The organism is Betaproteobacteria bacterium, from assembly GCA_016713305.1.
Lineage (GTDB): Bacteria > Pseudomonadota > Gammaproteobacteria > Burkholderiales.
The window spans coordinates 49896-67146 of record JADJPK010000005.1 but is presented as its reverse complement, the minus strand read 5'-3'; the positions used below and the strand labels follow the sequence as shown (position 1 = coordinate 67146).

At 66.7% G+C, this 17251-nt stretch carries 20 protein-coding genes and 1 pseudogene; 2 read left to right on the top strand and 19 right to left on the bottom strand.

Going from position 1 to position 17251, the window contains the following annotated elements:
• Positions 1 to 214 precede the first annotated feature (214 nt).
• The 12 genes and pseudogenes from hslU to IPK20_05330 form a co-directional block, all read right to left on the bottom strand.
• Positions 215 to 1552 (bottom strand): ATP-dependent protease ATPase subunit HslU, encoded by a 1338-nt coding sequence (gene hslU, locus IPK20_05385; GenBank protein MBK8016198.1) that lies wholly within the window; start codon positions 1550 to 1552, stop codon positions 215 to 217.
• Positions 1553 to 1610: 58 nt separating this feature from the next.
• Positions 1611 to 2150 carry an ATP-dependent protease subunit HslV gene (gene hslV / locus IPK20_05380; protein MBK8016197.1) on the bottom strand — a complete coding sequence of 180 codons (540 nt, stop codon included), beginning with the start codon at positions 2148 to 2150 and terminating at the stop codon, positions 1611 to 1613.
• A gap of 115 nt (positions 2151 to 2265) precedes the next feature.
• Positions 2266 to 3297 carry an STAS domain-containing protein gene (locus IPK20_05375; protein ID MBK8016196.1) on the bottom strand — a complete coding sequence of 344 codons (1032 nt, stop codon included), beginning with the start codon at positions 3295 to 3297 and terminating at the stop codon, positions 2266 to 2268.
• Positions 3298 to 3424: 127 nt separating this feature from the next.
• Positions 3425 to 4057: a histidine phosphatase family protein gene (locus IPK20_05370; protein MBK8016195.1), complete on the bottom strand. Its 633-nt coding sequence runs from the start codon at positions 4055 to 4057 to the stop codon at positions 3425 to 3427.
• Between the two features lie 13 nt (positions 4058 to 4070).
• Positions 4071 to 5384, bottom strand: a complete 1314-nt coding sequence (locus tag IPK20_05365; GenBank protein ID MBK8016194.1) for a class I SAM-dependent methyltransferase — start codon at positions 5382 to 5384, stop codon at positions 4071 to 4073.
• A 142-nt stretch (positions 5385 to 5526) separates the two neighbouring features.
• Entirely contained in the window at positions 5527 to 6807 is a 1281-nt protein-coding gene (boxA, locus tag IPK20_05360; protein ID MBK8016193.1) for a benzoyl-CoA 2,3-epoxidase subunit BoxA, read from the bottom strand.
• A gap of 1 nt (position 6808) precedes the next feature.
• Complete coding sequence (gene boxB / locus IPK20_05355; protein ID MBK8016192.1) at positions 6809 to 8236, bottom strand: benzoyl-CoA 2,3-epoxidase subunit BoxB; 1428 nt, start codon at positions 8234 to 8236, stop codon at positions 6809 to 6811.
• Between the two features lie 61 nt (positions 8237 to 8297).
• Positions 8298 to 9955, bottom strand: a pseudogene (locus IPK20_05350) (benzoyl-CoA-dihydrodiol lyase).
• Positions 9956 to 10154: 199 nt separating this feature from the next.
• Complete coding sequence (locus IPK20_05345; GenBank protein MBK8016191.1) at positions 10155 to 10637, bottom strand: hypothetical protein; 483 nt, start codon at positions 10635 to 10637, stop codon at positions 10155 to 10157.
• Positions 10638 to 10707: 70 nt separating this feature from the next.
• On the bottom strand, positions 10708 to 11091 hold the full coding sequence (locus IPK20_05340) for a VOC family protein (protein ID MBK8016190.1): 384 nt from the start codon (positions 11089 to 11091) through the stop codon (positions 10708 to 10710).
• A 50-nt stretch (positions 11092 to 11141) separates the two neighbouring features.
• The gene (locus IPK20_05335) at positions 11142 to 11549 is read right to left on the bottom strand and encodes a DUF1801 domain-containing protein (protein MBK8016189.1); all 408 of its coding nucleotides are present in this window, start codon (positions 11547 to 11549) and stop codon (positions 11142 to 11144) included.
• Positions 11550 to 11552: 3 nt separating this feature from the next.
• Positions 11553 to 11993: a helix-turn-helix domain-containing protein gene (locus IPK20_05330; GenBank protein ID MBK8016188.1), complete on the bottom strand. Its 441-nt coding sequence runs from the start codon at positions 11991 to 11993 to the stop codon at positions 11553 to 11555.
• Positions 11994 to 12068: 75 nt separating this feature from the next.
• Here IPK20_05330 and IPK20_05325 point away from each other — a divergent pair, with 75 nt between their 5' ends.
• Together IPK20_05325 and IPK20_05320 are read left to right on the top strand one after the other, a co-directional pair.
• Positions 12069 to 12560 carry a DUF2938 domain-containing protein gene (locus IPK20_05325; protein ID MBK8016187.1) on the top strand — a complete coding sequence of 164 codons (492 nt, stop codon included), beginning with the start codon at positions 12069 to 12071 and terminating at the stop codon, positions 12558 to 12560.
• Between the two features lie 54 nt (positions 12561 to 12614).
• Entirely contained in the window at positions 12615 to 12839 is a 225-nt protein-coding gene (locus IPK20_05320; protein ID MBK8016186.1) for a DUF2798 domain-containing protein, read from the top strand.
• Between the two features lie 10 nt (positions 12840 to 12849).
• Here the strand turns inward: IPK20_05320 and IPK20_05315 are convergent, their stop codons facing one another.
• The 7 genes from IPK20_05315 to IPK20_05285 all read right to left on the bottom strand — a co-directional run bounded on the left by IPK20_05315 (position 12850) and on the right by IPK20_05285 (position 17103).
• Entirely contained in the window at positions 12850 to 13416 is a 567-nt protein-coding gene (locus IPK20_05315; protein MBK8016185.1) for a hypothetical protein, read from the bottom strand.
• A gap of 226 nt (positions 13417 to 13642) precedes the next feature.
• Positions 13643 to 13966 carry a DUF1330 domain-containing protein gene (locus IPK20_05310; protein MBK8016184.1) on the bottom strand — a complete coding sequence of 108 codons (324 nt, stop codon included), beginning with the start codon at positions 13964 to 13966 and terminating at the stop codon, positions 13643 to 13645.
• Positions 13967 to 14150: 184 nt separating this feature from the next.
• On the bottom strand, positions 14151 to 14618 hold the full coding sequence (locus IPK20_05305) for a YcxB family protein (GenBank protein MBK8016183.1): 468 nt from the start codon (positions 14616 to 14618) through the stop codon (positions 14151 to 14153).
• Between the two features lie 94 nt (positions 14619 to 14712).
• Complete coding sequence (locus IPK20_05300) at positions 14713 to 15372, bottom strand: hypothetical protein (protein MBK8016182.1); 660 nt, start codon at positions 15370 to 15372, stop codon at positions 14713 to 14715.
• A gap of 174 nt (positions 15373 to 15546) precedes the next feature.
• Positions 15547 to 15942, bottom strand: coding sequence for a cytochrome c (locus IPK20_05295; GenBank protein ID MBK8016181.1), 396 nt, complete (start codon positions 15940 to 15942; stop codon positions 15547 to 15549).
• Positions 15943 to 16183: 241 nt separating this feature from the next.
• Positions 16184 to 16534, bottom strand: coding sequence for a hypothetical protein (locus IPK20_05290; protein MBK8016180.1), 351 nt, complete (start codon positions 16532 to 16534; stop codon positions 16184 to 16186).
• Positions 16534 to 17103, bottom strand: a complete 570-nt coding sequence (locus IPK20_05285; GenBank protein ID MBK8016179.1) for a DUF4124 domain-containing protein — start codon at positions 17101 to 17103, stop codon at positions 16534 to 16536. The genes IPK20_05290 and IPK20_05285 overlap by 1 nt, the downstream gene beginning before the upstream one ends.
• Positions 17104 to 17251 lie beyond the last annotated feature (148 nt).

Sequence of the window (17251 nt, the reverse complement as noted above, 5' to 3'; positions counted from 1 at the left end):
GCGGGGATGGAAGGATCACGCGGACGGACAGGCCGTGAGCATGCGGATGCGGGGCGCGCCCGGGCGGTGGCGTGACCGGGGCCTCCGGGAAGAGCGGGTGCAGTGGAATGCAGACGGGTGAAGGATCGAGGACGCGAGGGGCCGCGCGCACGCTGCCGCACGGACCGCGTGCGATCGCCACGCAGGCGTGGGCAGTGCCCCGGACGCGCTCCCGTCAGAGCACGTAACGGGCGAGATCCTCGGTGGCGGCCAGTTCTCCCAGGCGGCTGTCCACGTAGGCGGGGTCGATGGTGAGTTCCTGCCCGGAGCGCTTCGACGCGTCGAAGGAGACTTCCTCCAGCAACCGCTCCATCACCGTGTAGAGCCGGCGCGCGCCGATGTTCTCGGTCTTCTCGTTCACCTGCCAGGCAATCTGGGCAAGGCGGCGGATGCCCTCGGGTGTGAACTGCAGCTTGACCCCTTCCGTGCCCAGCAGAGCTTCGTACTGGCGCGTGAGGCACGCGTCGGTCGAGGTGAGAATGCGCTCGAAGTCGTCCACGGAGAGCGACTCCAGCTCCACCCGGATGGGGAACCGGCCCTGCAGTTCCGGAATGAGATCGGAGGGCTTGGAGAAGTGGAATGCGCCGCTGCCGATGAACAGGATGTGGTCGGTCTTGATCATGCCGTACTTGGTGGTCACGGTCGTGCCTTCCACCAGCGGCAGAAGGTCGCGCTGCACGCCCTGTCTCGACACGTCCGCGCCCTGGTACTCCGAACGCGTGGCGATCTTGTCGATCTCGTCGATGAACACGATGCCGTTCGATTCGACGTTCTCCAGCGCCTTCGTCTTGAGATCCTCGTCGTTCACCAGCCGCGCGGCTTCCTCTTCCACCAGCAGCTTCATCGCTTCGCTCACGCGCAGCTTGCGTGTCTTGCGGCGGGCCCCGCCGAGGTTCTGGAACATGCTCTGGATCTGCGAGGTGAGGTCCTCCATGCCCGGGGGCGCGAGAATCTCCATGCGCGAGGACGCCTGGGCGACGTCGATCTCGATCTCCTTGTCGTCCAGTTCGCCTTCGCGCAGCTTCTTGCGGAACTTCTGCCGCGTGGTGTTCTGCTTCTCGTCGGGTTCTGCGGCGGTGCCGAAGCCGGCGTCCCGCGCCGGCGGCAGCAGAACGTCCAGGATGCGCTCCTCCGCAGCGTCCTCGGCGCGATGCTGGACCTTCTTCATCTCCTGCTCGCGCGTCTGCTTCACGGCCGTCTCCACGAGGTCGCGGATGATCGTGTCGACGTCGCGGCCGACGTAGCCCACCTCGGTGAACTTGGTCGCCTCCACCTTGATGAAGGGGGCATCCGCGAGACGCGCGAGCCGGCGGGCGATCTCCGTCTTGCCCACGCCGGTGGGGCCGATCATGAGGATGTTCTTGGGCGTGATCTCGTGGCGCAGCGGCTCGGACACCTGCTGCCGGCGCCAGCGGTTGCGCAGGGCAATGGCCACGGCCTTCTTCGCGCTGTTTTGGCCGACGATGTACTTGTCCAGCTCGTGGACGATTTCCTGCGGAGTCATGGCGGACATGTTCGGATACCGTGAAACGTGAGGCAGGGCGCGCACTTCCTCGCGCCGGCGGGCCGGATCAGCCCAGTTCCTCGATAGTGTGATGCTGGTTGGTGTAGATGCACAGGTCTCCGGCGATGGAGAGCGCCTTGGCGACGATCTCGGCCGGAGGAAACTCCGTGTTGTCGAGCAGGGCGCGTGCGGCGGACTGCGCGTATGCGCCACCGCTACCGATGGCGACGAGACCGAGTTCCGGCTCCAGCACGTCGCCATTGCCCGTGATGATGAGGGAGGCCTCCCGGTCCGCCACCGCAAGCATCGCTTCCAGCCGGCGGAGGATGCGGTCGGTCCGCCAGTCCTTGGCCAGTTCCACTGCCGAACGGACCAGGTGTCCCTGATGCTTCTCCAGCTTGGCTTCGAAGCGCTCGAACAGGGTGAACGCGTCCGCGGTGCCGCCGGCGAAGCCGGCAAGAATGCGGTCGTGGTACAGACGTCGGACCTTGCGTGCGGTCGCCTTGACGACGATGTTGCCCAGCGTCACCTGGCCGTCGCCCCCGAGGGCGACGCGGTTTCCGCGACGGACGGAAAGAATGGTCGTGCCGTGGAACTGCTCTGTCATGGATGAAAACTCAGGCTTCGATTTGTCTGGGAAGGAACGGAGGACGCCGCGGCGCCGCAGCGCGGGGGCCGGCGGCATCTGTCCGGCGATGGCGCTCCGCAAAGGGGCACATGGATCAGACCTTGTCCATGACGATGGCGGCACAGCTGCCGAGATTCAAGATCTCCAGCAGCGCACCTACCAGCTGGTTGGGACGGATGAGGCGCACGGTATGCCCGGCGCCGGAGGCGGCGCTCACGATGTCCGACAGCGCGGTGGCTGCGGGCAGGGAGATCCGCTCCAGCCGCGAGAGATTCAGGTTCACGTAATCGGCCTCGCCGGCAAAGCGGGCGGCAGCGGCCATCTGCGGGTCGTCCGGCCGGACGACCACGCCGGCAAGCTCCAGCACCTCCCGGTTGCCGTAGCGCGGCTGCGTACGCCGCTCGCGCCCGCCCGCGGCCGTGGGCTGGGGCAGCAGCAGCGGTTCCCAGGCAGGCGGTTCGACGTTGGCCAGCAGCGCGAACTCGGCGGCATCGCGCTCGAACGCGGCGCGGTCCTGATCGAGACGGCGCAGGAGAAGCAGCAGATCCCACGTGCTCTTCTGCGCAGGCTGGGAGACGCCCAGCCTGTGCAGCAGACGGACGAGATGGTCCGCCCCTGTCAGCACGATGCCGTTGCCGGCATCGACGAGATCGTTGATCGCGCTGGCGAGGAGCCGGCTGCCGACCATGTCGACGCTCTCCACGCGGGCGACGTCCAGATGCACGACCGTGTGGCGGGTCGCGGCGGTGCGAATGGCCACCATGGCCTGCATTGCCTGGGCGTCGAGGATTCCGCCCAGCGACACGCAGCCGGTCCCGCCCATGCGCAGTTCCTCCGGCAGGTCGGACTCCCGCGCGAGACGCTCGCGCTCGGTGGGAGGCTCCTCGCCGAAGCGGATGCGGTAGCGCGCCACCAGCGTTTCGTAGCTGCGCCAGCGACGCTGCAGGCGCTCCAGATCGAGCAGCATCAGCCAGTCGCGCCGGGCACCGGAATCGGCCGCGATCGCGGACTCGAGAAGGCTCCGTGCGGCATCCGTATCGGCGTCGGCGTATCGCAGCGCCGTCTCGCGCGTGGCCGGCGGCAGCGCGCCATCGAGTTCGGTCACTTCGAGTTTGTCCGAGGTCATCGGGAGAGATTCCATCCGGGCGGATGGGCCGAGGTTAGGGAAGGTCCGCGGACGGACCTCCGGCAAGAGTAATCGGGACCGGGGGGGCGATCAATCCCGCCCGTTCCGCAGGCACGGGCAGCGCCCCTCAGAACTCGGGCGCATCGCCGCGATCGCCGTGATGCGAGATGTCGCCCCACAGATCGAGCGCGAGCCGGCCCTGCGACCAGCGCAGACGGTTGATCGAGGCATTCTCGACGTCGAAGGTGCGCTGCGCCTCCAAAGGCATGCCCGTGGCCAGCCGGTAGATCTGGTCCAGCACGCCGCCGTGGGTGACGATCAGGACGGTCATGTCCGCGTGAGCGGTGGCGATGGCCGCGAGCGACTGCGCGATGCGGTCCCGCATCTGCACCAGGGTCTCGCCCGTCTCCATGTTCTCCGCGAGATCGCGCGCCTTGAACCGGGCGAACCGCTCCGGATGCGCCTGCGCGGCTTCGGTGAACGTGAGGCCCTGGAACACTCCCAGCTGCCGTTCCCGCAGGCGCAGATCCGTCGAGACGGAAAGTCCCAGCGCGCGCGCCGTCGGCGCGGCCGTGTCGCGCACGCGCCCCAGATCGCTTGCGTAGATGGCACCGATGGGTTCGCCGGCGAGACTGCGCGCCAGCGCGTCCGCCTGCGCGCGTCCCGCAGCCGTGAGCGGGCTGTCGAAGTGTCCCTGGATGCGGCCCTGCGAGTTCCATTCGGTCTCGCCGTGCCGCACGACGATCAGCGTGGTTTCCATTCGTGTGCGTTCCTCAGACGATCTCGCAGACGAGACCCTTCAGATACTCGCCTTCGGGGAAGGCCAGACTCACCGGATGGTCCGGCGCGGCGCTCAGGTGCCGCAGGACACGCGCGTCCACGCCCGCGTCCACGGCGGCGCCGGCAACGATCTTCTGGAAGAGATCCCGCGACACTCCGCCCGAGCACGAGAACGTGAACAGCTGCCCGCCCGGCCGCAGCAGTTTCATGGCCCACAGATTGATGTCCTTGTACCCGCGCGCGGCGCGCTCCGCCGCTGCAGCCGTCGGCGCGAACTTGGGCGGATCGAGCACGATCACGTCGAACTTGCGCGCCTGGTCGCGATACAGGCGCAGTTGCGCGAACACATCGGCTTCCGTGAGCTGCGCACGGGACGCGGGCAGACCATTGGTTTCGATCTGGTCGCGCAGTACAGCCAGCGCATCGGCGGAGCTGTCCACGGACGTGACGCTCGCGGCACCGCCGGCAAGTGCGTTCAGCGAGAAACCGCCGGTGTAGCAGAAGCAGTCGAGCACGTCGCGGTCTTTCACCGCATCGCGCAGCAGTGCCCGGTTGTCGCGCTGATCCAGATAGAAACCGGTCTTGTGGCCTTCGCGCACGTCGACGCCGAAGCGAACGCCGTTCTCCTCGATGACCACCGGCCCCGGCGGCGCATCGCCTCGCAGCGGGCCCGTGGAGGGCGCCAGCCCTTCGAGATGCACGACATCGGCGTCGGAACGCTCGAATACGGACGTCACACCGGCCGTTTCAGCGATCGCATCCGCGATCGCATCGCGCCAGCGCCAGGCACCCGCGGTGGTGAGCTGCACGACGGCCACGTGCGCGAACCGGTCGACGATCACCCCTGGCAGCCCGTCCGCCTCGCCGTGCACGAGACGGACCGCGCCCTGCGGCGATTCCCCGAAACGGGCACGCCGCTGTTCCGCGGCACGGCGGATGCGGGCAGTGAAGAATCCGACGTCGATCCTGGCGCTCTCGTGAAAGTCCCACACGCGGGCGAGGATCTGCGACTGAGGGCTGTAAGCCGCCCAGCCGAGAAAACCGCCCGACGCGGAGCGCACTTCCACCGTGGCGCCCGATTCCGGCGCGCCCTCCACCCGCTCGACGCCGCCGGAGAAGATCCAGGGGTGCCTCCGCTGCAGGGATCGTTCGCGCTCCGGCCGCAGCACGATGCGGGGGACCGTGCCGGCCACGACGCGGGGAATCTGGTGATCGTCGGCTGCAGGGGGCCGGGTTCCACGTTCGTCACGCGCGCGCGACGAACGGTCCGCGCCGCGCGGACGCGAAGGCTTGTCTCGAGAACTCATGAAGGATGTGCCATGCGGCGCAGGTGACCATGCCGCCGCGGAGGAATGAAAGCGGGCAAGGATACCCTGCCCGGGGGAGATCCGGCCAATGCGCCCGGATCGACGGACCACCACTGCCGGAAGAGGGCCGTGGCGCGGCTGTTCAGTACGTTTCGAGGTGCAGGCGGCCTTCGCGCTTGAGGGCGCCCGCGAGCGACGGCCAGTCGATTCCCCTCTGCTCCGCGACGTCCCGCAGTGCCAGGATCACGCCTTCTTCCATGCTCTTCAGCCCGCAGACGTAGACGAACGTGTCGGGCGAGGCGAGCAGTTCGCCGAGATCCGGCGCACGGCCGCGCATGAGGTCCTGGACGTACCGGCGGGGCTGTCCGGGTTCGCGCGAGAACGCGAGATTCACGTCGATGAAATCCCTGGGCAGGTTCATGAGCGGGCCGAAGTAGGGCAGCTCCTGCGGCGTGCGTGCGCCGAAGAACAACATGAGCTTGCCGCCTTCGAACTTGCCGCCCGCCCGAAGACGCCGCCGCCATTCCGTCATGGCCCGCATCGGGGCCGAACCCGTGCCCGTGCAGATCATGACGATGTGCGACCGCGGATGATTGGGCATGAGGAACGACGCGCCGAACGGCCCGACCACCCCGACCTTGGCGCCGACGGCCAGATCGCAGAGGTAGTTGGAGCACACGCCGCGGATGGGGTGCCCCTGGTGGTCGGCGGTGACCCGCTTCACCGTGAGCGACACGTTGTTGTAGCCGGGCCGTTCGCCGTTGCGCGGACTCGCGATGGAGTATTGCCTGGCGTGGTGCGGTCTTCCCGCAGCATCCGTCCCGGGGGGAACGATGCCGATCGACTGCCCCTCCAGCACCGGGAATGGCATGGCGCCGAAATCGAGAACGATGTGATGCGTGTCGCTTTCCGTACCCGCCTCCGTCACGCGGAAGTTGCCGGTCACGGTCGCCATCGTGGCGTTCTTCGTGCTGTAGAGGTTGAGATAGGGATGTGCGGCGGACCATGGCGGCAGGGTCGCGCAGTACTGCGCCGTGCTGAACGCCTGAACCCGGGGTTCCTCGGCCGCGGCCAGTACCCCGGCCGGACCCGCTTGTTCCGCTGGTCCGGCTGCAATCTCCGAACCGCCAGCCGCGAGCTCTTCGCGGCTGAGTTCGGCGGGCAGTTCGTCCCACAGGAGCTGTGCCTCGATCGGGTACGCCGCGGTGCGCGGTACCGACCGCCAGTTGTCGATGGCGCCCGTGGGACAGGGGGGCACGCACGCCATGCAGAAATTGCAGACGTCGGCCTTGACCACATAGTTGCGGTCGTCGTGCGTGATGGCACCGATGGGACACGTCGCTTCGCAGGTGTTGCAGCGGATGCAGATCTCGGGGTCGATGAGATGCTGCCGCAGCGTGTCCCCCTGCACGGGCATGTCCATGTCAGTTGAAGCGCACGTACTCGAAGTCGACGGGCTGGCGATTGATGCCCAGGGCGGGGGGCGCGATCCATCCCGCGAACTTGCCGGGTTCGGTGACGCGCCCCATGAGCGACGCCACGAATGCACGATCGGACGCGGAGGGCAGCCACAGGTCCTGGCTGGCGTCCCATTCGGCCTGAGTCACGGGACGGCCATCGGGCGAGATGCGCACGTTCGACAGGGTGCCGATCTTGCGGTTGAAGGCCTTGTGCGGCACCGACAGACGGAAGGAAATGCCGGCCTTCTCCATGACCTTGTTCCAGCGCTGCACGCCCCCCATGGAATCCTTGATGAAATCGTCGCGCAGCACTTCGTTGAGCGCGTTCAGCATGGGCACCTCTTTCTCGCCGAGACCCCCCGCCTGCACTTCGAGGATGCGGTACGTCCCGTTCGTCAGCACGTGATCGTCGTCGCGCTTGCCTTCCTCGAACCGGCCCTTGAGTCCGGCGCTGTAGAAGATGGCTGCGTTGGAGGACTGGTCGGCGCCGAACAGGTCGATCGTCACGCTGAAATGGAAGTTGAGGTACCGCTGGAGCGTCGGCAGGTCGATGGCACCGGCGGCCCGGATGGCGGCAGGATCGTCAGTCCCGAGCTGGTTCATCACCTCGCACGTCCGTTGGAGCACGCGCGAGACGCCGGATTCGCCCACGAACATGTGATGGGCTTCTTCCGTGAGCATGAACTTGGCGGTGCGTGCCAGGGGATCGAAGCCGGATTCGGCCAGCGCGCAGAGCTGGAACTTGCCGTCCCGGTCGGTGAAGTACGTGAACATGAAGAAGCTGAGCCAGTCGGGCGTCTTCTCGTTGAACGCGCCGAGGATGCGCGGGTTGTTCGCATCGCCCGAACGGCGCTCGAGCAGCGCCTCGGCTTCCTCGCGGCCGTCGCGTCCGAAATGCCGGTGCAGCAGATAGACCATGGCCCAGAGGTGCCGGCCTTCCTCCACGTTCACCTGGAACAGGTTGCGCAGGTCGTAGAGCGATGGCGCGGTGAGCCCGAGGTGGCGCTGCTGCTCGACCGAGGCCGGCTCCGTGTCGCCCTGCGTGACGATGATGCGTCGCAGATTGGCGCGATGTTCGCCGGGCACGTCCTGCCAGGCGTCCTCGCCCTTGTGGGCGCCGAAGTGAATCTTGCGGCCGGCTTCGCGCGGGTTGAGGAAGATGCCCCAGCGGTAGTCGGGCATCTTCACGTGGCCGAACTGGGCCCAGCCCTGGGGATCCACGCTCACCGCCGTGCGCAGATAGACATCGAAATTCTGGGAGCCGTCCGGCCCCATGTCGCTCCACCAGTCCAGGTAGTTCGGCTGCCACTGCTCGAGCGCCCGCTGCAGGGCCCGGTCCTCCGAGAGGTTCACGTTGTTGGGGATCTTCTCGCCGTAGTCGATGCTGCTCATGGGAACTCCTCGAAGGATGGACGGGGACCCTGCGGATCCCGTTCGTGGTGTGCCTTCCTGGTCAGACGCGGTCCGGATCGAACTGCGCTTTCTCGCCCTTACCGTAGACCTTCAGCGCGCCTTTCTCGCCCACGGCGCTGGGCCGGTTGAAGATCCAGTTCTGCCACGCGCTCAGGCGGCCGAAGATGCGCGTCTCCATGGTCTCCCTGCCGCTGAAGCGCAGATTCGCCTCCATGCCGGACAACGCATCGGGCGACATGGCGGCACGTTCCTCGATGGCAATGCGCACTTCGTCGGCCCAATCGATGTCGTCGGGGGTGGCGGTCACCAGCCCGAGCCCGGTCGCAGCGGAGGCGTCGAGCATGGTGCCGACGACATCGCGCACCGCGTCGAGCGGCGCTTTCTCGCCATGGAACCGCCGTTCCAGTCGGGTCTGTCCGTTGACCATCGGATAGGCCTCGAAATTCAGCGGGGACAGCGCGATGTGAGGTGCGCGTTCGGGCTCGTCCGGCAAAGCCAGCATGTAGCTCCGGTCGGCCGCAAAGGCGAGTTCGGCCAGCGTGCCTGCGAAGCAGGAGCCCGGCTCGATCAGCGCGAAGAGGGACCGCGACGAAACGTCCAGGCGCGCGAGCGTCCGCCGGAGGAACCCGGTCACCTCGCGCACGAACCAGTGGCCGCGATGGGTCCGGAGCGACGCGTCCGCCGCGAGCACCCGGGCGGCATCTCCCTGGGTGCGGATCAGCCACGTTCCGATCGCAAGCTCGTTGGTGCGCAGGCAGAGAATGGCATCGTCCAGTTCGCGAGCCATCTGCAGGGGCCACCAGCGCGCACCAGCGGAGACGATGCCGTCGATGTCTTCCGGCTGGCCGCGGACGGGCCCTTCACCGTGATGCTGGCCGTACGGGCGGCGCGATCGATGGCAATGTCCACGAACTCGTAGCGAAGCGCGTCGCCCTCGATCGTTCGGTCCAGCTTCGGGAGAGAAACACCCGTCGCAGTCGCCGGCCGGTCGCTCGATTCCGCGAGCCGGGCAGCCCGCTCCTTGACCGTCTGTGCGAACTGGGTCGGCTTGGCGATGGCGTCGACGAGCCGCCAGTCCAGAGCGCGCTGACCCCTTACCCCCTCGGTGGTTGTGCAGAAGATGTCGGCCAGATCGTGCCGCACGTGCCGCTTGTCCGTGACTCGCGTCAGACCGCCTGTTCCGGGCAGCACGCCCAGCAGCGGCACTTCGGGCAGCGATACCGAGGACGAGCGGTCGTCCACCAGCACGATGTCGTCGCAGGCCAGCGCAAGCTCGTAACCGCCGCCGGCGCATGCGCCGTTCACGGCGGCAAGGAACTTGATCCCGGAGTGCCGCGACGAATCCTCGATGCCATTGCGCGTTTCGTTCGTGAACTTGCAGAAGTTCACTTTCCATGCGTGCGAGGAGGTGCCCAGCATGAAGATGTTGGCGCCGGAGCAGAAGATGCGGTCCTTGAGGCTGGTCACCACGACGCACCGCACCTCGGGGTGTTCGAAGCGGACGCGGTTGAGCGCGTCGTGCAGTTCGATGTCGACGCCCAGGTCGTAGGAGTTGAGCTTGAGCTTGTAGCCGGGGCGGATGCCTGCGTCCTCCGCCACGTCCAGGGCCAGCGTTGCCACCGCTCCGTCGAACGAGAGTTTCCAGTGGTGGTAATGCGATGGATCGGTCTGGTAGTCGACCCGGAAGATGTCAGCCATGGGCAGAAACCTCGGAGCCATGCACGATCGTGCATGCACATCGAATCAGGGATCTGCACCATAGTGCACGGCGCGGCGACTGGTCAAGGACGGCGGCGAAAGGTCAAGGCAGGGGAAGGATTCCGGGAACGCGCGCTCGGGGGCCGGCTTCCGGGCGAAGGAGAATGGATGCCGAGGTCCCCTGGGTCCCGGGCTCCCGTCAGGCGGTCTGTTCGCCGCTCGTGGCAGACGCGGCAGCGCCCGCCAGCCCGATCCAGCCGACGGCCCAGGCGACAAAGGCGCTCACGTGGCCGAATTCCCAGCGCGATCTCAACGCTTCATACGCGGCCACGAACTCCGGCGATCCCGGGATTCCGGACGATGCCCACCCCGCGTTCACCGGCGCGACGAGCGCGCCCCATATGAGCAGGGACGCGACCAACGCCCCGTCGGCAGCCAGTAACAACCCGGCTATCCGCGCGCGCCTGAGAAACACGGCGAGCAACCCGACCGCGATGATGGCCCCCACCTGGACCGCTCCCCCCGCAAAGCCGAACCACGCGTAGAGGGTGCTCGTCACATCCGCATAGAAAGCCGGGGGATAACCCAGCTTCACCGGCAACTCTAGGACGTGGGCTGCCCCGGGCGCCAGGCCCAGGGCGGTCAACGTCAGGGCAGTGAACCAGAGGATGCGGGAAAGCATGCGGGTGGCGGGCAATGGGCATGCCGATGCCGGGGCGCGGGAGGGACGGTGTCCGCGCCTGGCGGGCCGGTCACTCGACCTTGGTGGCGATCCACCATGTCACGCCGCAGCCGTCGCGAACCCCGCCCCGCTTGTCTTCGTCCTCCTTCCTTATCGGCGTCTGGACCGGCTCGCCGCCTGCGGCGAGTGCCCGCGCATAGACGGCGTCCACGTCGTCGACGTAAACGTGCACGTGGCAGGCGATGGCCGGCCACGACGGGAGCGCATCGGCGAACATGATGACCGTGTCGTCGAGCTTCGCTTCCGCGTGGCGCAGACGCCCGTCGTCCGCTTGGACGATCCTCAACGGCACGGCACCGAAGACGGCCTCGAGGAAGCGCAGCGTCGCCCGGGCATCCGGGACCACCAGGTAGGGGGAAGCGCTGTTGTAGCCGACAGGCTTGAATGGCGTCATGGCAGTGATCTCCTTCTGTCTGGAGCCGGCAAGCCGAGTGCCCTGCCGCGTCATGGGGGATGCCCGTCCTTCAGTCGCACCGCGATATCGCGATACGCGGAGTCGATCAAGGCTTCCAGTCCGGCCTCGTCCAACCACGATCCGGGCTTCAACTTCGCGTGACGCATGCGCTTCCCCGAACCTTCCAGGAGTCCTGCCGGGTCCGCAAGCGCCGCGCCCTGGAAGAAGCCGACGTTGAGGTGCGTCCGGTAGACGCCGACGTACGCGAAGGGAGCATTCTCGATACAGGCGGTCGCACAACCGTCGTGCATGAGTTCGCGAACGTCGGGCCCGCATGCGCGTATGCGGTCGAACCACCGCTTCGCCAGCACGCCGAGGTGTGCCGGATGCGAATCGAGCCACAGGTCGATGGCCGGATCGCGCTCGACGGCGCCGTCGAATCGAAGCACCGCAGCCATGGTTCAGCGTTCGTTCGTGTCGCGACCGATCTTTCTGCCTGCCTTTCGAACGGTGTCGCGAGCCGCGATCGACAAGAGCCTCTTGAACTTGGGGCATTCCATGTGGCTGGGTGCGCGGCATTCGGCGGCGTGACGCAGTCCGTCCCGCATGGCCACGAGCTTGCGGATGGTGCGATCCAGTTCATCCACCTTGTCGGTCAGGAGACGGCGATCGATGCGGACCCGCTGTCCCGGCGCGAACATGCGCGCGATCTCGTCGAGCGTAAAGCCGGCGGACCGGCCCAACGAAACGAGCGCCAGCGTGTCCAGCACGCTGGCCGGAAAGACGCGGCGCAATCCGCGCCGGCCCACCGATCGGATCAGACCCCTCTCCTCGTAATAGCGCAGCGCAGAGGCCGCAATGCCCGAGCGCTTCGCCACCTCGGAAATATCCAGAGCATCCACCCTCTTGACCTCAAGTCGACTTGAAATGGCACTCTGCCATCCATGCCGGCCTGCGGCAAGTCGAAGGAGACGGAAATGGACTTTGTTGTTGACGCGTTGATCACGGGAATCGGAGCGACGGCGGTGATGGATCTCTGGGCGATTGTTCGACGGCGGCTCTTCTCCGTGCCGCTGCCGAACTACTCGATGCTCGGCCGCTGGGTGGCCCACATGTTCCGGGGCACTTTTCGACACGACGCCATCGGGGCCGCAGCCGGGGTCCCGGGGGAACGGTGGCTCGGCTGGACGGCGCATTACCTCACCGGGATCGTCTTCGCGGCAGGTTTGCTGATGCTGTCCGGTGTCGAGTGGATACAGCGGCCTGCCTTGGGGCCGGCACTGCTCTTCGGCATCGCCACCGTCGCGGCCCCCTTTCTACTCATGCAGCCGGGGATGGGCATGGGAGTCGCCGCGGCGCGGACGGCGCGCCCTGGCCGCGCGCGAATGCAAAGCCTCGTCACTCATGCGGTGTTCGGCGCGGGACTGTACGGGTCCGCCTGGCTCGCCGGACTGATGCAAGGCCAATGAGCGCGGGGCAAGCCGCCGTCTGCGCTGCTTCGGAACCCCTCTCAGGAGAACGAAATGAAGATTCCCGCCCGCTATGCGCCATTGGTGTTCGGAGGCGTGCTGTCGGCCATCATGGTCACCATCGTGTCGGCGTTCGTGCTGATCACCACCCAGGGCCTCCACCCGGGGCTCGGAGGGCAGTGGCTGCGCAGTTGCGCGACGACCTGGCCCGTTGCATTCCCTACGGTGACGTTCGTCGCGCCGTGGGTGCGGCGATTCGTGGGACGCCTGACCGCCTGATGGCGAGCGGTCAGGGTTGTTTGCGTGCGGACAACAGGTGACCCAGTTCCGTCCTGGCGAGCACATGATTTGCCGGCCACAGCAGCGACGCCTGTTCGCCGCGCCATTGAACTTCGTCGGCCGGCATCCCGCGGCGTCGCGTCGCCCACCGGCGCCAGACCGTCACTCCGGCAGACCACCATGCCCATGCAAGGACAAAACCCAGGAGCAGGGCCGCGACGGAAGCCGCTGGCGCTCGAACGCCCAGTCCATAGTGGAGAAACGCAAGCGGCCCCACCATCCAGGGAATGATCAGGACGTTCACGCACACCACACCCACCGATACCGTCACCACGGGCGATGGCAGTCCCGGCGCCGGCTGAGAGAACCGGATCTCCGGCTCCAGGTCGGCCAGCCAGGCACGCTCGTCCGGCGGCAGCGCCGCCACCTGTCCGCGCAGATGCCGGCGAACAAGGGCCAGCATCAGCGCAAGCGGCAGATAGGCAAGGATCAGGGCCATCAGCATCGCCACCTTGAAATCCACGCCCAGCCACCGGGCGATGATCCAGGCGCCCGCCATGCACAAGGCAAGCACCACGAAAATGCTCGCCCACCTCCCACGGCGGGGGCCACCACGGCCGGGGTCAGGTCTTGTTTTTTGCCTATCCACGACCTCGTTCCCTCCGATAGTCCGTGGCGTGAGGCCACTGAGCGGAACGATAGCCGACCACCAGAGGTTTCATTTTCAGAGGGTCGACTTCAAGCGAGGCACTGCCGAACTATGGGCATCTGCAGACAGCTCGCCGTGGCGGCCTGCCCTCAGATCATCCGGGCGATGGGACCTGACCTGGCTGCGCGCCCTCGTAGCCCTCGATGATCAGTACGTCACCCTCAGAAGCTGGCAGACGCAGCTGGATGGCTGCCTGGTATTCCGGCGACTTGTAGCAGTCCAGTGCGGCCTGATACGAGGGGAACTCGATGACGACGTTGCGGGACCGGTTCATGCCTTCCGGAGCCTCGAAAGCGCCGCCCCGGACCAGAAACCTCGCGCCGAATCTGGCGAATGGCGCTGCATTTGCGGCAACGTACTTCTTGTACTGCTCGAGATCGGACACGTCGATGCGCGCGACCCAGTAACCCTTGGGCATGGCTTTCTTCCCCTGATTCGAAGGAAACAATCATACCGTGCTCGGTGTGATCAACCCACGGCGGGGTCAGGTCGTGCCTTTTGCCTCGTCACGCCAACGCGGACAAGATCCGCATCCACCGAAAGCGACTCAGTGATCCTCTCTCTTTGGGAGGCAAAAGGCAAGACCTGACCCCGCACTGGATTCATCGTGCAAGCTTCATGAATGCCTCGAGCTGTGATGCATCGGCGAACCACCGTTTCGGGATGGCCTCGAACAGCTGATCGTTGTGGTACAGGAGGATCGTGTCCGGCCCCTCGCTGACCTTCACGTAGTCCGCCCAGCGGCGCCGGCTCTGACCGCCGAATCCCTTTGCCTCCACGGCCTCGTCGTCCCACGAATAGAAAACGGGCTCGCGGAAGTCCGCCTGCTGGGCGTGCAGCTTGCGGGCCCGCGACGGGAGAAGAACGAAGGCAGTGAAGGCCTCGCTTGCCAGCGCCGCCGCTCCCGCGCACAGAATGGCGATTCCGTCCGGTTGGCCGGCCAGCACGAGGCGCGCGACGCCGGCGGCGATGATCAGGCCCGCCACTATCCGGATGCGCCGGACCGCCGGTTTACGGTGAACTCTCTGCGCGGCGATCAAGTCCTCCGCGGTGAACAGGCCTGAGATCATGGGCATTCGGTCCTGACGTTGTCCTGTGGGTGCGCATCGATGTGCACGAACATCGGGCGCCCGACTCGGCACCCACGCAAGGGAACCCGTTCCTTCACGGCGCGCAGACCAGCAATGGAAGCACCGGAACGGGTAAAGGCCTCGCCACGACGGGATCACCCGGGATGTTCGGGTACTTGCGCCGGAGAATGCCACGCGCTCGCTCCAGATCGACCCTCAGATCCACTTTCCGGTCGTCTGCGTAGACGAAATCGCCCACATAGATGACCTGACCCGCCGGGACTTCGAACGCCACCGGCGTGTCCCGATCCCGGAAGACTGCCCCACCGCCACCGCCTGCGTAGAAGCCCGGCGCGACATCGAAGAGGAAATACTCGATCTTGCGGTCCGTGGCTGCCTCCACCCGGTTCCATCGAAGGCAGTTGCCGGTGACGGTGTGGCGGCTCATGTCGTACTGCTGCAGCCTGACCGGAAACCTGGGGGCCTGCCACTCCCCTTCCTTTCCCACGCCGACCAGCAGCAAGCCGCGCCCGGGAGAGACGGCGTGTCCCGGCGCCGATACGCGCGACACGTCATTGAATGCCGGACACCCGCCCAGGATCGCGCACGTGACAAGAGTCGTGACGAGCCTCCAGATACGTAGCGGATGCCGAACCTTGCCGACTTCCGGATTCCCGTGCGGACGGACCTCGCCCCGGATCCGGGACGCGCGGTGCGCGCTCATGTCGCCCTTCGGCCTGGAACGTTCTGCCATCGGTGTCGCCTGTATCCGTCACGGGCAGGACCTGCCGTCGCAATCGGTTCACGCGGCATGCCCCGGTCCGGGTCAGCAGCCGACGATGCGTCCGGGACGACGAAGCCGTGGCCGCGGAACCGGTCTTCGAGCGAGATCACGATGAAGGGCGTGTCTCCACGAAGCGCGACACTGTCACTTGCGCAACGCACGAATGAAACCGACGAGATCCCAGATCTCCTTCTCGGACAGGACACGCTCCCATGCGGGCATCACCTCGCCGCCGTGGGCGATGCGGTACGCGAGCACACCGTCCGGAAAGACGGGTGGTGCGGCGATGCGCGAGAGGTCGTCCGGCCTTTCCGGCAGTCCGGCCGCCGCCGGGCCGTCTCCTCGGCCTTCCTTGCCATGGCATACCTCGCAGCGAGACGACCAGATCGCCGCCCCCCGGGCGAGGGACGATGCGTCACCGGCCATGGGGTTGGACGCGAACGCGGCCCCGAGAAGCGCCCGTTGTTGGAAGCAGAAGCCCGCGCCGGCCGCGAACGCAGTGGCAGCCAGTACTTTCACGAGGATTCTTCGCTGCATCACGGTGCGCGGTGTCCTTAGGACCAGCGGCCGGCCACCGGCGTGCCACCGCAGCGATGAGCCTGCGCCTGCCATCGACGGCTGATTCGAGCGGTCCGCACATGGCAAGACCGGGGCGCTCCTCCGGGACGATCGCAAGACTTCACGATGCACGCTCGTCCTCCGGTCCCGCCGGAGACATCGGTGCGTTTGCCCGAGCGCGCGCGCGTCCATGCCAAAGGCGCGGCATGTTCCAGAGGCGCGTTCATGACGATGTGCCGGCGCGGTACCACTCCAGAGCCGTGTACATCGCGCCCGCGACGTACAACGGTGTGAAGATCCGCTTGTTGTGCTTTGCGAGCCACCGTGGAAGGTAGATGTCGAAGTTCTCCCTCCGGTCCGGCGTGTATCGCGACGCGATTCCGGTGAGGGGGCATGACCAGCGGTTCAGAACCAGCACCAGCGCCTCGAAGGTCACGAGCGCCACCAGGAGTGTGGCGATGTGAAGATGTCCCAGCGCCACCGCAATCGGCGCTCCGACGATGCATGCGACGAAGAACACCCACACCACCGTGTGCAGGGCCTTGATTGCCACGAGGGCCGTCCCCTCGTTCATCACCCATGCCCAGGGAGGTGCAAGCGTGCGGTCACCGCTTCGCCAAGCTTGCCGGTCGGTGGGTGCGGCCGGCGGTCTTCGGGACCACGAAGCGGACGGTGGGTTCGGCGAGCCTGCGCCACGTCCGGTCCGGCTACTTCTTCACCCCTCGCAACTCGAGCGCGACATCGCGGCACATGCTTGCCTTGCCATTGCGCTTGGCATCGACCTGCTTCTGGAAGAGCGCCTTGAGCGCCGGCTCCTTCTCGATGCGAGTCACCATGGCCAGATTGCGGTTGCGCCACTGCGCATAGGGCTGGGCCATCTCCTGCCCCCAGATCTGGACACCATCGGCACAAGCCCGGTATGTCGACATGAAGTCCACCATCCGGTCCATCTGCCCCCCGCCGATCCCGAGGACGAGGGAGGGGAATCTGCGCCTTGAGCTTGTCCTGCTTCGCCGTGTCCGGACAGGGCTCTGCTTGATAGACGGTCCGCTCGCCTTGCACGCACTTGTACATCGTCTGTGCGGATGCGGCGGCGGGAATCAGGGCCGACAGGACGGCCACGAGAGGAATCGCTGTTCTCATTGCATGTTCTGGTGGATGAAGATGGGGTATTCCGTTCTCGGCACGAGGGTTGACCATCGAGACTTCCGGCGGCTCGATACGCACCATCGCGCAACATGTCCGCGGAGAAGGCACGCCCGCGAAGCGCTCTCGGCACCTCGTCAAGACG

Excerpts from the sequence above, each read along its gene's own strand:
- hslU (MBK8016198.1), bottom strand. The coding sequence starts at position 1,552 with ATGTCCGCCATGACTCCGCAGGAAATCGTCCACGAGCTGGACAAGTAC.
- hslV (MBK8016197.1), bottom strand. The coding sequence starts at position 2,150 with ATGACAGAGCAGTTCCACGGCACGACCATTCTTTCCGTCCGTCGCGGA.
- IPK20_05375 (MBK8016196.1), bottom strand. The coding sequence starts at position 3,297 with ATGACCTCGGACAAACTCGAAGTGACCGAACTCGATGGCGCGCTGCCG.
- IPK20_05370 (MBK8016195.1), bottom strand. The coding sequence starts at position 4,057 with ATGGAAACCACGCTGATCGTCGTGCGGCACGGCGAGACCGAATGGAAC.
- IPK20_05365 (MBK8016194.1), bottom strand. The coding sequence starts at position 5,384 with ATGAGTTCTCGAGACAAGCCTTCGCGTCCGCGCGGCGCGGACCGTTCG.
- boxA (MBK8016193.1), bottom strand. The coding sequence starts at position 6,807 with ATGGACATGCCCGTGCAGGGGGACACGCTGCGGCAGCATCTCATCGAC.
- boxB (MBK8016192.1), bottom strand. The coding sequence starts at position 8,236 with ATGAGCAGCATCGACTACGGCGAGAAGATCCCCAACAACGTGAACCTC.
- IPK20_05345 (MBK8016191.1), bottom strand. The coding sequence starts at position 10,637 with ATGCTTTCCCGCATCCTCTGGTTCACTGCCCTGACGTTGACCGCCCTG.
- IPK20_05340 (MBK8016190.1), bottom strand. The coding sequence starts at position 11,091 with ATGACGCCATTCAAGCCTGTCGGCTACAACAGCGCTTCCCCCTACCTG.
- IPK20_05335 (MBK8016189.1), bottom strand. The coding sequence starts at position 11,549 with ATGGCTGCGGTGCTTCGATTCGACGGCGCCGTCGAGCGCGATCCGGCC.
- IPK20_05325 (MBK8016187.1), top strand. The coding sequence starts at position 12,069 with ATGGACTTTGTTGTTGACGCGTTGATCACGGGAATCGGAGCGACGGCG.
- IPK20_05320 (MBK8016186.1), top strand. The coding sequence starts at position 12,615 with ATGAAGATTCCCGCCCGCTATGCGCCATTGGTGTTCGGAGGCGTGCTG.
- IPK20_05310 (MBK8016184.1), bottom strand. The coding sequence starts at position 13,966 with ATGCCCAAGGGTTACTGGGTCGCGCGCATCGACGTGTCCGATCTCGAG.
- IPK20_05305 (MBK8016183.1), bottom strand. The coding sequence starts at position 14,618 with ATGATCTCAGGCCTGTTCACCGCGGAGGACTTGATCGCCGCGCAGAGA.
- IPK20_05300 (MBK8016182.1), bottom strand. The coding sequence starts at position 15,372 with ATGGCAGAACGTTCCAGGCCGAAGGGCGACATGAGCGCGCACCGCGCG.
- IPK20_05290 (MBK8016180.1), bottom strand. The coding sequence starts at position 16,534 with ATGAACGAGGGGACGGCCCTCGTGGCAATCAAGGCCCTGCACACGGTG.
- IPK20_05285 (MBK8016179.1), bottom strand. The coding sequence starts at position 17,103 with ATGAGAACAGCGATTCCTCTCGTGGCCGTCCTGTCGGCCCTGATTCCC.